The sequence below is a fragment of the Acidobacteriota bacterium genome, assembly GCA_035471785.1.
Lineage (GTDB): Bacteria > Acidobacteriota > UBA6911 > RPQK01 > DATIPO01 > JANQFM01.
In genome coordinates, this window is sequence record DATIPQ010000062.1 from 50195 (window position 1) to 63976 (window position 13782).

Here is a 13782-nt window from a genome sequence, read left to right on the forward strand (position 1 = left end):
GGTCAAGTGCGATTGGCGATATGCGAAGTTCGAAGTTTGCCTATCGCCCGCTGCTGTTTCTCTTGTCAGGCGGCGGAGGCGGGGGGATTTCTTCTACTTCTATGCCGGAGGGGAGGACGCGGCGCTTTTTGCGGGGAGTGGGCGTGATGGGTTCCCCTTCCTGGTCTTGCGGGATGGGGCTGGCGGCGTATTCGATGTCGCGGGGGTCGACGTCGTAGGCGATGTGGAAGTTCTCGGCCGGCAGCTTGTCGTCGATGCGCTGATAGAAATCGATGCAGATAGGCAGGGCCAGGGTGGAGCCGTAGACCTTCTTGCCCAGAGTCTTCTTCTCGTCGTGGCCCACCCACACGCCGGCCGTCACCTGGGGCGTGATGCCCACGAACCAACTGTCGGTGTAGTCGTCGGTAGTGCCCGTCTTGCCCGCGATGGGACGCCCCAGTACCAGGGCGCGCCGGGCCGTTCCGCGAGGCTGCGTGACCACGCCGCGCAGCATGAAAAGCATCTTGTCGGCCACATCCTCGCTGACCACGTCCTCGACCTGAATGCGGTGCTCCTCCTTGAGGGTGCCTTCGTAGTCTTCCACGCCCTCGATGAGGAAGGGAGTGGCCCTGAAACCCTGGTTGGGAAAGACCGAGAGGGCCGAAGTGATCTCCTGCAGCGTCACTTCGCCGGCTCCGATGGCGACCGGAAGGAAAGGCGGCATGTTGCGCCGGATGCCGAAGCGCTTGGCCACCGCCACCACCTTCTCCATGCCCAGCTTCTGAGCCAGCCGCAGGGTGGGGATGTTGCGCGATTCACCGAAGGCCTGATAGAGGGTGAGGACGCCTTTGTAGAGTCCGTCCGAGTTGCCGGGCTCGTAAGGCCGCCCCAGGCCGTCCAGAAACTTGACCGGCTCGTCCAGTTCGGTCTCCAAGGGAGTGCGTCCGTTTTCGAATGCCGTCACGTAGGTGAAGGGCTTGAAGACCGAGCCCGGTTGGCGCAGGGCCTGAGTGGCCCGGTTGAACTCGCTGTATTGATAGTCGTATCCGCCCACCATGGCGCGGATGGCGCCGGTCCTGTTGTCGAGCACGATCATGGCGCCCTGGACTTCGGGTATGCGGTCCAGAGAGGCCTTGATGGTGCGGGCGGCACGGTCGATCTCCTTGAGCCTGAAGAGAGCGACATCGCCCTTCTTGAGCGCCTCGTCCACCTTTTTCCTGTCCGTCCAGGCGATGTCTTCGGGAGTGATTTCGGCCAGGTAGCTGCCGATCCTGACTTTGGCCCTGTCGGCTCCGGCTTCCAGCACCAGGCCATGGACCAGCATGTCGCGGTAGAAGATGAGGCGCCATTCGGGATGGCGGTATTCTTCCAGGTTGCCGCCCTGGTCGAGAATGTTGAGCGGTGCGCCTTCCCAGTCACGGCGTTCTTTGTCGAAGGCCTCCAGGCCGGCCCGCACGGCTTCTTGAGCGGCCTGCTGCATGTCGTAGTCGATGGTGGTGTGGATGCGCAGGCCCTCGTTCCAGATGTTTTCGGTGTTGTATCCCATTTCGGAAAGGCGCTGTCGCACCGCCTCCACCGCGTAGGGAGCGATCCCGGGGTCTTGCTTGCGAACGTCCAGGGTGATGGGCTCCTGCCGGGCCTCCTCCATCTGCTGGACATCGATCATGCCTTCGGCCCGCATCCGCCCCAGCACGATGTTGCGGCGCGCCGCGGCCCTTTCCATGGAATTGATGGGCGAGTAGCGGGGAGGACTTTGGATCAGACCTGCCAGCAAGGCCGATTCGGCCAGCGTCAACTCGTCCAGCCCCTTGCTGAAGTAAAAATCGGCCGCCGTCGCGATGCCGTAGATGCCGTGGCCCATGTAGATCTGATTGAAGTAAAAGGTGAGGATCTGTTCCTTGGAATAGTTCTTCTCGATCTCCACTGCGTAGAGCGCGTCCTTGATCTTGCGCTCGTAGGTGCGCTCGTAGCTGGTCAAACGCAGCTTTGAAAGCTGCATGGTGAGAGTCGAGGCTCCCTTTCGTTCCCAGTTGATGATGTTGTTGACGACGGTGGCCAGCACGCGCTGAAAGTCGATTCCGGCGTGCTCGAAGAAATCGGCGTCCTCGATGGCAAGAACGGCATCCTTCATTTGCTCGGGGATGTCCTGGTAGCGGATGAGGATGCGCTTTTCCAGCGCCAGTTGGCCGATCACGCGCCCGTCGGCGCTGTAGATCTCGGTGACGGTTCCGGGGCGGATGTCGCCCAGTTCGTCGACGCGCGGCAGGTCGAGGGCGTAGCCGAAGACCATCCCCGCCAGTCCTCCCAGCAGCATGGCCGCCACCACGGCCAGGGCATAGAAGGCCCAAAAGACTTTTCCGCCCTGGTCCAGGCGCAGCAGAACCCTGGGCGACCATCCGTTCTCGCCCGCTGGCGCCGACTGGCCCTGGCGGCCCCCGGCCTCCGCTCCCTCCAGCGAGCGCAAACGCTGCAGCAGGGCCTTGGGCGACCATGGGTTTTCGGCTTTGTCCCTGGGTGAATCGTGCTTGCTCATATCCCCGTCGTATTGGCGGCTTTCCGCTTCATTGTACTGTAGAGGCCCGTCGCCCGAGAAAGTTCCGCCCCGTCACTTTGCGATTTTCATCACCAAATCAGCGCCGGCCTTCGGCTAAGATGGAAGAATGATGAAGAAAGCATTCGTGTCGTTTGTGTTGCTGGCGGCGCTGTCGGGGCTGGTCTTCCCAGCCCAGGATGACGTCATGCGCATCCCTGGCGATGCCCGGCAGGTGGGTGAACTGCTCTCCGACACCTATTCCGGCGAGACCATCTTGCTGGTAAAGATCTCCAGCGAGATCGAGCTTGACGCCGCTCTCTGGGTTCAGGCCCGCGACGGATCCTGGGCCGAGCGGGTCGAGCCGGCTCACGTCTTCGGCAGCTACGTGGTCATTAAGAAGAAGCTCAAGAACGAGTACCTCATCGGGTCGCGGCTCTACCAGTGATCTCCTCGAGGAGGGAGAAACAACCCTCCTTGGCCAGGGCTATGGACGGCAGGCCCTCCTGATTCCTCGCCGAGGCGCCGCTGGGTTCATTCCTCGGGCTCCTTTTCAAGCGTAGCCTGAGCTTTGTCATGGATGGTAGTGAGGCTGAGGATCTCGCAGTTGCGGACGCCTCGGGGAGTGCGGATGCGGACTTCGTCGTCGACCTGACAGCCCATCAGCGCCCGTCCGATGGGTGAGGTGGTGGAGACCTTGCCCTGGGCCACGTCGGATTCCTCGCTGGAAACCAGGTGGTAGGTGAATTCCTCTTCCCTGTCGATGTCGTAGAGAACCACCGTGGACCCATAAGAGGCCCGGTCGGTGGGGATCTTGTCCAAGTTGACCATGGAAAGCTTGGAGAGCCTCTGCTGCAACTGAGCCAGTTTGGCTTGGACGTAGCTCTGCCGTTCCTTGGCCGTTTGGTATTCGGCGTTTTCACGCAGGTCGCCCATTTCGATGGCCTTCTTCAAAGCCTTGGGCAACTCCTCTCGAAGTTCCTTCTCAAGAATCTTGATTTCCTGCTTAAGTTTCTCTTGAACGTCTTTCAAAACTGCACTGCTCCGTTCGCCAGCTCCAGGAGGGGAGCCGGATAGAGTCCCAGGAAGAGCGTTCCCAAAACCAGCAGAAGGATGATGGCCCTGAGGCTGGTTGTCAGTTCCACGCTGAGGGGCTGGGAGGAGCCTTCCTGCATAAACATGACTACGATGACTCGTAGATAGTAGTAGAGACCGATGGCCGAAGTGATGACCGCAATCACCACCAGCCAGTAAAGCTGTTGTTGGATGGCCGCCGAAAAGAGAAAGAACTTGCCCATGAATCCGGCGGTGGCGGGAATGCCCGCCATGGATATGAGGAAAATAGAAAGGGAAAGGGTCAGAAAAGGGGCTTTGAAGCCGATTCCTTTGAAGTCTTCCAGGTCGATGCCTGCTTCGCCCTTCAAGCTGATGACCTGGATGATGACGAAGGCTCCGATGGTCATCAGCGCGTAGGCCGACAGGTAGTAGAGGATGCCCTGGGCGCCCAGTTGGTTGTGGGCCGCCACGCCCACCAGAATGTAACCGGCGTGGGCCACTGAGGAATAGGCCAGCAGCCGCTTCAGGTTGCGTTGCGAAATGGCCGCCACGTTGCCGATGGCCATGGTCAGGACGGCTCCCATCCACAAGGCGTCCACCCAGTACTCGTTGATCTCGGGCGTCACTTGCTGAAAGATGCGCAGCAGAGCGATGAAGGCGGCGGCCTTCGATCCCACCGCCAGGTGGGAAGTGACGGGCAGGGGCGCTCCCTGGTAGACGTCGGGAGCCCAGACGTGAAAGGGCGCCATGGCCACCTTGAATCCGAATCCCACCAGCAGCAGTCCCACGCCCAGGTAGAGGGTGCCGTCGAAGGTCCCCTGGGAGATGAAGGCGGCGATTTCGGGATAGCGGGTCGAGCCCGCCTGGCCGTAGAGGAAGGCGATTCCGTAGAGCATGAAGCTGGTGGAGAAGGCCCCCAGGATGAAATATTTCCAGGCCGATTCCGCCGACTTGACGTCCGCCTTCTGGCGCATTCCGGCCAGCACGTAGGTGGCGATGGAGAGGGTTTCCAATCCCAGGAAGGTCATGATCAGGTCGGAACTGGAAGCCATGAAACACATGCCCACGGTGGCGAAGAGCAGCAGGCAGAAGAACTCTCCCTGCAGGATGCCCTCGCGCCGCAGGTAGGGTATGGCGGAAGCGGCGATGAGCCCGCTCACCAGCAGCAGCAGCAGGCGCGTCACAGTGCCGAACTCGTCCTGCACGATCATTCCGGAGAAGGCCGCACCGGAGGAGGTCCCCAGTTGCCATCCCGCCGCCGCCAAGGCAGCGGCGATGCCGCCGACCGAGAGCCATCCCAGCCTCTTCTGGCCATCCTTCCGGACGGAGGGGACCAGCAGCATGACCAGGATGCCGGTCAGGCTCAGAATGATCTCAGGGAGAATCGCTGCGTAATTAATTTCCACGATTTTCCACCCGCATGTCTTGGTTCTGGCGAACGTCCTCGACCCGGTCTACGATTTTTTGAATGGATGCGTCCATGGGCCGCAGGAAAGAACTGGAGTAAAGGCCCATCCACAGAGCCAGGATGACCAGCGGCAAAAGGAGTCCGATTTCACGCGGCGACAGGTCGGAGAGAGTACGGTTTTCCGAGCTGGAGACCTTGCCCAGGAAGACCCGCTGGTACATCCACAGCATGTAGACCGCCGAGAGAATGACTCCCGTGGTGGCGAAGGCGGCGTAGAGGGGATTGGCCAGGAAGGTCCCCTGCAGGGTCAGGAACTCGCCCACGAATCCGTTGAGGCCGGGGAGCCCGATGCTGGAAAGGGTGATGACCATGAAGAGCACGGCGTAGACCGGCATGGACTGGGCCAGTCCGCCGAAGTCTTCGATCTTCCGGGTGTGGCGGCGGTCGTAGATCATGCCTACCAGCAGGAAGAGTCCGCCGGTGGAGATGCCGTGATTGAGCATCTGCATGGTGGCTCCCTCCACCGCCTGCATGTTGAAGGCGAAGATGCCCAGCACGATCAGTCCCATGTGGCTGACCGAGGAGTAGGCCACCAGCTTCTTGACGTCGGGCTGCACCATGGCCACCAGGGCGCCGTAGATGATGGCGATGATGGCCAGCCAGGACACCGTGGGCGCCGCCTGCACGGCCGCTTCGGGGAACATGGGCAGGCAGAAGCGCAGCAGTCCGTAGGTCCCCATCTTGAGCAGTACGCCGGCCAGGATGACCGATCCCGCCGTGGGCGCTTCCACGTGGGCGTCGGGCAGCCAGGTGTGGAAGGGGAAGAGGGGCACCTTGATGGCGAAGGCCAGGAAGAAAGCCGAGAAGAGCCAGAAAGCCGTCGTTTCGTCGAGAAAGACGGCTCCGCTGCTGAGGGCCTGGGTCAATTCCACTATGTTGAGGCTGCCCACCTTGAAGTAGAGCGTGATGAGCGCCGCCAGCATGAGCAGCGATCCGGCCGCGGTATAGAGAAAGAACTTGACGGCCGCGTAGATGCGGCGTTCGCCTCCCCAGATCCCGATCAGGAAGTACATGGGGATGAGCATGACTTCCCAGAACAGGTAGAAGAGCACCAGGTCTAAAGCGATAAACACGCCCACCATTCCCACCTGAAGGGCCAGCATGGAGATGAGGTAGCCCTTGAGGTGTTTTTCCACATGCCAACTGGCGAGGATGCAGAGGGGCATGATGAGGTTGGTGAGCAGGACCAGGAAGAGGCTGATGCCGTCAATGCCCACGGCGTAGCGGGCCTGGAAAGTCCCCAGCGTGAACCAGGGCGCTTCAGCCGTGAACTGCATGGCGCCTGAAGCTGCCTCGAATCCCGTCCACAGGGGAATGGAAGCCAGAAAGGTCAAGGTGGTGGCCGCCAGTGCCGTCAGGCGCAGCATTTCCTTGCTGCCGGAGGGGAGCAGCGCCAGAGCCAGTACCCCCAGGCCGGGCAGCAACAAGACGACGGTAAGGATCATGCTCTCAGACATAAGCTCACGAGGTGAAATAGAAGACGAAAATCAGCACGGTGCCGAAAAGCACCCAGGCGGCGTAGCTGCGCACGTAGCCGGTCTGCATGCGACGCGCCATCTGGCTGAAGATCTGCACCAGGGCGGCCGTTCCGTTGACCAGCCCGTCAATGATGGAGGCGTCCATGAGCCGCCACAGGATGTTGCGCGAAATCCACTGCAGGGGATGGACGAAGAGGGCGTCGTATAGCTCGTCCACCAGAAACTTGTTGCGCATGAGTTGATAAGCTCCGGCGAAGCGGGTGGATACCCGTTGCGGCAGCTCGGGATCTCGGATGTAAGACCAGTAGGCCACCAGAAATCCCACCAATCCCAGGGCCACCGCCAAGCCGGCCAAGGTCAACTCCATGGCGGTATGGTCGCCGTGATGCTCGCCCGCCGCGGCCAACGAGTACTTGTACTGGAAGGACGGCTCCAGGAAGTGATGCAACTGGTTGGTCTCAGCCAGCCAGGGCGGCAGGCCCACCCATCCGCCTATGAAGGAAAGCACGGCCAGCAGCACCAGCGGAAGCAGCACCACCATGCCGGGTTCCTTGGGTTTGGCATCGTGATGGGCTTGCTTCTCGGGTCCTTGGGCGTGATGGTCGTCATCGCCGTGATGCTCGCCCATCTCGATGCGTTCCGAACCGTGGAAGCAAAGAAACATGAGGCGGAACATGTAAAAGGACGTCAATCCGGCAACCAGGGCCCCGACCGCGTAGAAGGCCGGTCCGCCGTAGGGACTGGAGAAAGCTTCCCAAAGGATCTCGTCCTTGGAGAAGAAGCCCGAGAGAAAGGGGAATCCGGCAATGGCCAGAGTGGCGATGCCCATGGTGGCCCAGGTCCAGGGCAGGTACTTGCGCAGCCCTCCCATCTTGAAAAGGTCCTGCTGGTGATGCATGGCCAGGATGACGCTTCCTGAGCCCAAAAAGAGCAGAGCCTTAAAGAAGGCGTGGGTCATGAGATGAAATATGCCAGCCGTGTAGGCGCCTACTCCGCAGGCCAGAAACATGTAGCCGAGCTGGCTGACGGTGGAATAGGCCAGGACTTTCTTGATGTCGCGCTGGGCTACCGCGATCAGTGCCGAGAGCAGGGCCGTGGCCAGGGCCACCACCGCCACGATCAGCAGGGTGTCGGGGGCCCGGCTGTAGAGGGCCGAGGAGCGGGCGATCATGTAGACGCCGGCCGTAACCATGGTGGCGGCGTGGATGAGGGCGCTGACCGGGGTCGGGCCGGCCATGGCGTCGGGCAGCCAGGTGAAGAGCGGAATCTGGGCGCTTTTGCCGGTGGCGCCGACGAAAAAGAGCAGGGTGATCAGGGAAAGAACGCCGAAGCCGCTTTCGGGCGAAAGGGCCGACACGCTCTCGAAGACGTCCAGGTAAGCCAGGGTTCCGAATTCGCTGAAGAGCAGGAACATGCCCAGCAGGAAGCCGAAATCGCCGATGCGGTTGACGATGAAGGCTTTCTTGGCGGCATCCCCGGCGAAGCGCTCCTTGAAGTAATAGCCGATGAGCAGGTAAGAACACAGTCCCACGCCTTCCCAGCCCACGAACATGAGCAGGTAGTTGTCGGCCAGCACCAGCACGCTCATCATGAAGATGAAGAGGTTGAGATAGGCGAAGTAGCGGTAGTATCCGTCCTCTCCCTGCATGTATCCCATGGAATACAGGTGAATGAGGAAGCCCACTCCCGTGACCACCAGGATCATGAGGGAGGAAAGGGGATCGAAGAGGAAGGAAGCGCTGGAGGCGAAGTCTCCGGCTTGAATCCAGGTAAAGGCCTCGACCACGCGGACGCGCTGCTCCGGCGACAGTCCCAGCAGCTCGAAGAAGCTGGCCGCCGCCACCAGGAAGGAGGCAAAGACGGCCGAGCAGGCGATGGCGCCCACCGCCCGCTCCGGCAGCCGCTTGCCCGCCAGTCCGCAGATGGCGGCTCCCAGCAGGGGGAAGAGCAGCAATATGGGAAAGCTATCCAGCATGGGTCACCATTTCATATTGTCGATGGAGTCGACATCCAGCGTGCCTTGGCGTTTGCGCAGCACCACGATAATGGCCAGCCCCACCGAGGCTTCGGCGGCGGCCACCACCATGACGAAGATGACGAAGATCTGGCCGTCCACCTGCTGCAGGCTGCGGGAGTAGGCGATCAGGGTCAGGTTCACGGCGTTGAGCATGATCTCGACGCACATGAACATGGTGATGGCGTTGCGTCTGAAGAGGACGCCGAACGATCCGATGGAAAAGAGCACCGCTCCCAGAATCAAATAATGTGCTGTCGGAACCATAGCCAAGTCAGTCCTTTTGCCGTTTGGCCAGCACGATGGCGCCGATGACGGCCACCAGGATGAGTATCGATGTCAGCTCAAAGGGGAGCAGGTAGTCGCGGAACAGTAAGCGGGCCACTTCATGCAGCGACCCTCTCTCTCCCAGGCCTCCCGCCGGCCCCCCCGTTCTCAGCGTGCGGATGAGGGCATAGGCCACGAAAACAACCATGGGACTGGCCGCGATCAGGATGGCGCCCTGACGTTTGGCGCGGAAGATCTCGGTCTTGGGATCGAGCAGCATGATGACGAAGAGAAAGAGCACCATGATGGCGCCCGCGTAGACGATGATCTGGACGGCGCCGATGAAGTAGGCTCCCAACTGAATGAAGAGGGCCGCGATGGCTCCGAAACAGATGATCAAAGCCAGGGCGCTGTAGACGGCGCGGCGCTGAAAAACGACGGCCAGGGCCGATCCCACAGCCAACGCCGCCAATAAGTAAAAAACGATCAGTTCCACGAGCAAAACCCTTGTAACAAGCGGCTTTTAGCCATCCTCCCCAAGAAGCTCGAATCTTAGTGGATGGCCCTGTTCGTGTCAAGCACCGCTACCCTCCCGGCCGCTGCTTCTGAGACGCCTCCTGCCAGTGCAGTTCGAGGGTGGAGACGCGGCGTCCGCGGGCGGCCCGTATGGCGTGGTTTTGGCCGAGTGCACCCCGATGACTACCGGCTCGCCGGGACATTTCTTTTCCAATTCTCAGAACATCTCCACCTTGACCTGGACGCCAGGCGCGCTCGCCAGCCTGATGTCTCCGGTCAGCAAAGTCGCGCCCAGGACTTCGGCTAGGCTGACATAGGCGGCGTCATATGCAGTCAGATTATGACGCAACTCCCAGATGCGAGGCAGGTAAAGCTCATGAGGATGCCGCTCTAAGTCGAGCTGGCGCAGGTGTTCCAGGGCCAGTCTTCCGCGCTGGGCGGTTATCGTGTCGTTGAAGGCACAGCGCCTGATCGTCTGGGCCACCTCAAGATCAACAAGGTGGGGGGCATGGAGGGATATATCGGTCGAAGTTATGCGATCCGCTACTTGACGGCCTCTGCGGGTAGCGAGCAGCAGCTCAATCAAGACCGAAGCATCAAGTACGATCACCGCCGGTCCCGCTCTTCGCGAACCATATCAGCCGCCGAAGGCGAGAGTTCTAGCTCGGGGAGACTTTTAAGACGCTCCAGGATTTCGGCGCGGGTAGGCCGCTCAAGCGACTTGCGCAGCTCACGCATTATGAACTCAGACATCGACATGCCTGCCAAAGCTGCTCTGGCCTTGACTCGCTTATGCAGTTCGTCGGGTACATTTCGGATCTGAATCATGCTGCTCATGTGGACAGCATACTTTCATCACTTTTTCATGTCAAGCGGTCTGGTCCTCGTCTTGGCTGAGGAGGTCGAGGAAGGCTTTGGAGGCGCGGCTGAGGGTGCGCTTTTTGGGGTAGACCAGGCGGATCTTGCGCTCCACCTGGATTTCCTTGACGCCGACTTCGCGCAGCGTGCCCTGCTCGATTTCATGTTCTACGCACATGCGGGGCAGGAAAGACACGCCTTCGTCGCGCTGGATCAGCTTGTGGATGGCTTCCACCGTGGGCATCTCGATGTCCATATTGAGCGGAACGCGCTTTTCCTGGAACTTTTGCAGCACCACCCGCCGGTAGGGAGAGACGACGTTGTGGGCAATGAAAGTCTCCATTCCCAGTTCCTGAATCGAGACTTCCTTTTGCGAGGCCAGGCGGTGGCGGGGCGAACAGATGAAGCTGAGGTGATCGGTGAAGATGATCTGGCTGACGATCTGCTTCTGCACAGGACGGTAAGAAATCACCCCCAGTTCGAGTTCGCCCCCCAGGAGCATGTCGGGAATGCGCGAGGACTGACAGCGCAGCACCTGCACCCTGACCTTGGGGTAGAGCTTGCGGAAGCGGCTCAGGTGCTGCAGCAGGTAGAGGGTGGAGGACTCGTTGGCACCGATGGTCAGGCGTCCCGCCGAGAGATCGCGCAATTCGGTGAGGGCGTTGTTGAGGTCGCGCTCCACCGTGCGGGCCCGCTTGGCGTAGTCGAGCACGGTGCGTCCGGCGTCGGTCAGCAGCAGTTCGCGGCTGGAGCGGTCGATCAGAGTCTCGCCCACTTCCTCCTCCAGCCGCCGCACGGCCAAGGAGACGGCCGGCTGGGTGCGGAGCAGGCGCTCGGAAGCGCGGGAAAAGCTGCCTTCTTCCACCACCGTCAAGAAAACTCGTAAAGCTTGATAATCCATGCCGGGGACTATTTATAAACCGACAGGCCTCTATTTGCAAGGCTTATGGAATAAATATCATAAATAAACATAAGAAAAATTATAAATTGGACATATGAAGCGCCCTGGGGCATAGTGCCCTTTGCCGCCGGGCCAGCCCGCCCCAATCGACACTGTTTAGCGGGTAACGCATTAGGGCCGCCACAAGCCCAAGGCGGTCTGATGTGCGGGCTCGGTTGCTAGGTTCCGCGCGCTTCTCGGCTTTCCTTGTCGGCCGAGACGGCGCGCGGCTCCAGGCAACGGAGGGGTAACGACCATGAGCCAAAAGACGGGAGCCCAGATCATCTGGGAATGCTTGCTGAAGGAGCAGGTGGAGACCGTCTTCGGCTATCCCGGCGGCGCTATTCTTCCGGCCTACGACGCCCTGACCCAATACCGCATCCGCCACGTGCTGGTGCGTCACGAGCAGGGCGCAGCCCACATGGCGGACGGGTATGCCCGGGCCTCGGGCAAGGTGGGCGTTGCCTTGGCCACCTCCGGACCCGGGGCCACCAACCTGGTGACGGGAATCGCCACGGCCATGATGGACTCTTCGCCCGTGGTGTGCATCACCGGACAGGTGCCCGGCCCGGTCATCGGACGCGACGCCTTCCAGGAATGCGACGTCACCGGCATTACCCTTCCCATCACCAAGCATAATTACCTGGTGACCCGCGCCCAGCACATCGCTCCCACGATTAAGGAGGCCTTCCACCTGGCGCGCAGCGGACGTCCCGGCCCCGTGCTGGTCGACATCACCAAAGATGCCCAGCAAGAGAGCGCCGACTTCGATTGGGACGACATCGAAGTCCGCCTGCCGGGAGCCCGCCCCGCCTCGGGAGTCCTCCCGGACGAACTGCAGCAGGCCGTCGAGTTGATCAACGCCGCTCAGAAACCCCTGATTCTGGCTGGACAAGGCGTTATTCAATCGGGATCGACCGAGGGCTTGCTGCAGTTTGTCGACAAAACCTCCATTCCCGTCTCCTGCACCCTGCTGGGGTTGGGCGGCTTTCCCGCCTCTCATCCCCTCAACCTGGGAATGATGGGGATGCATGGGGAGTCCTGGGTCAACCACGCCATCCAGCAAGCCGACCTGCTGCTGGCCTTCGGCATGCGCTTCGACGACAGGGTGACGGGCAATCCGGCCACATACGCCACCGCAGCCAAGAAGATCCACGTCGATATCGACCGCGCCGAAATCAACAAGAACGTGCAGGTGGATCTAGGCATCGTCGGCGACCTGCGCGACACGCTGCTGCAACTGAACGAAGCGGTCGACGAATGCTCTCACCGCCAGTGGAATGCCGACATCGAGGAGATGAAAGGCGACTCGGCGGTTCGCGACATCCAGACCCTGCCCGACAACGGACGCCTTTACGCCGCCCATGTCATCAACGACATTTGGAACTTGACCGATGGCAAAGCCATGGTGGTGACCGACGTGGGACAGCACCAGATGTGGGAGGCTCAGTACTACAAGCACGAGTTTCCCCGCCAGCTCATCACCTCGGGCGGACTGGGCACCATGGGATTCGCCCTGCCCGCCGCCATCGGGGCCCGCATGGCCTGTCCCGAAGGAGAAATCTGGGTGGTGTGCGGCGACGGCGGATTCCAGATGACGGCCTGCGAACTCTCGACTTGCGCCCAGGAGGAGCTCGACATCAACGTGGCCATCATCAACAACGGTTATCTGGGCATGGTGCGCCAGTGGCAGGAGTTCTTCTACGAGAAACGCTACAGTGCCACGCCCCTGCGCAATCCCGATTTCTGCCTCCTGGCCCAGGCCCACGGACTTCAGACCTTGCAGGCCAGAACCCGCAGCCAGGCCAGAGAGTCCATCGCCAAGGCCCGCCGCACCCAAGGTACGGTGGTGGTCGACTTCCGGGTCGAGCAAGAGGACAGCGTTTATCCCATGGTTCCGGCGGGCAATTGCCTGCACGACATGATCAGGCGTCCGCTGGAGGAGAATCCGCTGGTGGAGACGGCCCAATCCCGATGGTGATGCTATGCGAGTGATTTCAGAGTACCGCGACCCCCGGCAGAGCCCCTTGCAGACCCTGGTCCTTCACGTCGAAGACAAGCCGGGAGTGCTGGACCGGGTGGCTTCCGTCTTCCGGCGCCGCGCCTTCAACATCGCTTCGCTGAGCGTAGGACACACCCACCGTCCCGGCATCTCCCGCATGACGGTGGTGATGGAGGGCGGGGCGGCCGAGGCCGAGCGGGCTGAGGCCAACCTGCACAAGCTGATCAACGTCCTCTCGGTCGACAACGTCACCGAACGCCCCAGCCTGGAGCGCCATCTGGCGCTGGTCAAGGTGCGCTGCAACCCGGCCAACCGCCGCGAGATCCTGCAACTGTGCGAGGTCTTCAGGGCCCGCGTGGTGGACATCGGACCGCAAGCGCTGGTGGCCGAGATCACCGGCTCCGACTCCAAGATCGAGGGATTGGTGGAAGTCCTGCGTCCTTTCGGGATCCTGGAGATGGCCCGCACGGGAGCCGTGGCCATGTCGAGGGGCAAGCAGGCATCAGAGCAGGGTTCCCGTCCAGGGAGCGGAACAGCGTCAGAAAACGAAGGGTCAACCGAAACGAGCAATCGGGCGGCCGTTAGAGACCGCATAAGTCCTCCGGTAATTGAGAGGGTGTCTTTGCTAAGCGAGGATGGGCGGTCTCTAACGGCGGCTCGATAGTTTGAAAAAC

The 13782-nt window shown here is 61.2% G+C and carries 13 protein-coding genes; 3 read left to right on the plus strand and 10 right to left on the minus strand.

Annotated elements, in window-relative coordinates; translation table 11 throughout:
- Window positions 1-40: 40 nt before the first annotated feature.
- Window positions 41-2512: a PBP1A family penicillin-binding protein gene (locus VLU25_08985; protein HSR68064.1), complete on the minus strand. Its 2472-nt coding sequence runs from the start codon at window positions 2510-2512 to the stop codon at window positions 41-43.
- Window positions 2513-2639: 127 nt separating this feature from the next.
- On the opposite strand from VLU25_08985, the gene VLU25_08990 reads away from it, so the two are divergent.
- On the plus strand, window positions 2640-2957 hold the full coding sequence (locus VLU25_08990) for a hypothetical protein (protein ID HSR68065.1): 318 nt from the start codon (window positions 2640-2642) through the stop codon (window positions 2955-2957).
- Window positions 2958-3043: 86 nt separating this feature from the next.
- Here the strand turns inward: VLU25_08990 and greA are convergent, their stop codons facing one another.
- The 9 genes from greA to VLU25_09035 all read right to left on the minus strand — a co-directional run bounded on the left by greA (window position 3044) and on the right by VLU25_09035 (window position 11067).
- Entirely contained in the window at window positions 3044-3541 is a 498-nt protein-coding gene (greA, locus tag VLU25_08995; protein HSR68066.1) for a transcription elongation factor GreA, read from the minus strand.
- Window positions 3538-4971: an NADH-quinone oxidoreductase subunit N gene (locus VLU25_09000; protein ID HSR68067.1), complete on the minus strand. Its 1434-nt coding sequence runs from the start codon at window positions 4969-4971 to the stop codon at window positions 3538-3540. Before VLU25_09000 ends, greA begins: the two co-directional genes overlap by 4 nt.
- Entirely contained in the window at window positions 4961-6490 is a 1530-nt protein-coding gene (locus tag VLU25_09005) for an NADH-quinone oxidoreductase subunit M (protein HSR68068.1), read from the minus strand. The genes VLU25_09000 and VLU25_09005 overlap by 11 nt, the downstream gene beginning before the upstream one ends.
- A gap of 4 nt (window positions 6491-6494) precedes the next feature.
- The gene (nuoL, locus tag VLU25_09010) at window positions 6495-8486 is read right to left on the minus strand and encodes an NADH-quinone oxidoreductase subunit L (GenBank protein HSR68069.1); all 1992 of its coding nucleotides are present in this window, start codon (window positions 8484-8486) and stop codon (window positions 6495-6497) included.
- Window positions 8487-8489: 3 nt separating this feature from the next.
- The gene (gene nuoK, locus VLU25_09015) at window positions 8490-8792 is read right to left on the minus strand and encodes an NADH-quinone oxidoreductase subunit NuoK (GenBank protein ID HSR68070.1); all 303 of its coding nucleotides are present in this window, start codon (window positions 8790-8792) and stop codon (window positions 8490-8492) included.
- A 7-nt stretch (window positions 8793-8799) separates the two neighbouring features.
- A complete protein-coding gene (locus tag VLU25_09020) occupies window positions 8800-9288 on the minus strand; it encodes an NADH-quinone oxidoreductase subunit J (protein HSR68071.1) in 489 nt (162 codons plus the stop codon).
- A 237-nt stretch (window positions 9289-9525) separates the two neighbouring features.
- Window positions 9526-9918, minus strand: coding sequence for a type II toxin-antitoxin system VapC family toxin (locus tag VLU25_09025; GenBank protein HSR68072.1), 393 nt, complete (start codon window positions 9916-9918; stop codon window positions 9526-9528).
- Entirely contained in the window at window positions 9915-10145 is a 231-nt protein-coding gene (locus VLU25_09030) for a hypothetical protein (protein HSR68073.1), read from the minus strand. Before VLU25_09030 ends, VLU25_09025 begins: the two co-directional genes overlap by 4 nt.
- 31 nt (window positions 10146-10176) lie before the next feature.
- Window positions 10177-11067 carry a LysR family transcriptional regulator gene (locus tag VLU25_09035; protein ID HSR68074.1) on the minus strand — a complete coding sequence of 297 codons (891 nt, stop codon included), beginning with the start codon at window positions 11065-11067 and terminating at the stop codon, window positions 10177-10179.
- A gap of 295 nt (window positions 11068-11362) precedes the next feature.
- Between VLU25_09035 and ilvB the strand changes: the two genes are divergently transcribed.
- A complete protein-coding gene (gene ilvB, locus VLU25_09040; protein ID HSR68075.1) occupies window positions 11363-13087 on the plus strand; it encodes a biosynthetic-type acetolactate synthase large subunit in 1725 nt (574 codons plus the stop codon).
- A 4-nt stretch (window positions 13088-13091) separates the two neighbouring features.
- Entirely contained in the window at window positions 13092-13772 is a 681-nt protein-coding gene (gene ilvN / locus VLU25_09045; protein HSR68076.1) for an acetolactate synthase small subunit, read from the plus strand.
- The last annotated feature ends 10 nt before the right edge of the window (window positions 13773-13782 follow it).

Coding starts and splice junctions, on each gene's coding strand:
- nuoL (HSR68069.1), bottom strand. CDS start 8,486: ATGCTGGATAGCTTTCCCATATTGCTGCTCTTCCCCCTGCTGGGAGCC.
- VLU25_09030 (HSR68073.1), bottom strand. CDS start 10,145: ATGAGCAGCATGATTCAGATCCGAAATGTACCCGACGAACTGCATAAG.
- nuoK (HSR68070.1), bottom strand. CDS start 8,792: ATGGTTCCGACAGCACATTATTTGATTCTGGGAGCGGTGCTCTTTTCC.
- ilvN (HSR68076.1), top strand. CDS start 13,092: ATGCGAGTGATTTCAGAGTACCGCGACCCCCGGCAGAGCCCCTTGCAG.
- VLU25_09035 (HSR68074.1), bottom strand. CDS start 11,067: ATGGATTATCAAGCTTTACGAGTTTTCTTGACGGTGGTGGAAGAAGGC.
- ilvB (HSR68075.1), top strand. CDS start 11,363: ATGAGCCAAAAGACGGGAGCCCAGATCATCTGGGAATGCTTGCTGAAG.
- VLU25_08990 (HSR68065.1), top strand. CDS start 2,640: ATGATGAAGAAAGCATTCGTGTCGTTTGTGTTGCTGGCGGCGCTGTCG.
- VLU25_08985 (HSR68064.1), bottom strand. CDS start 2,512: ATGAGCAAGCACGATTCACCCAGGGACAAAGCCGAAAACCCATGGTCG.
- VLU25_09005 (HSR68068.1), bottom strand. CDS start 6,490: ATGTCTGAGAGCATGATCCTTACCGTCGTCTTGTTGCTGCCCGGCCTG.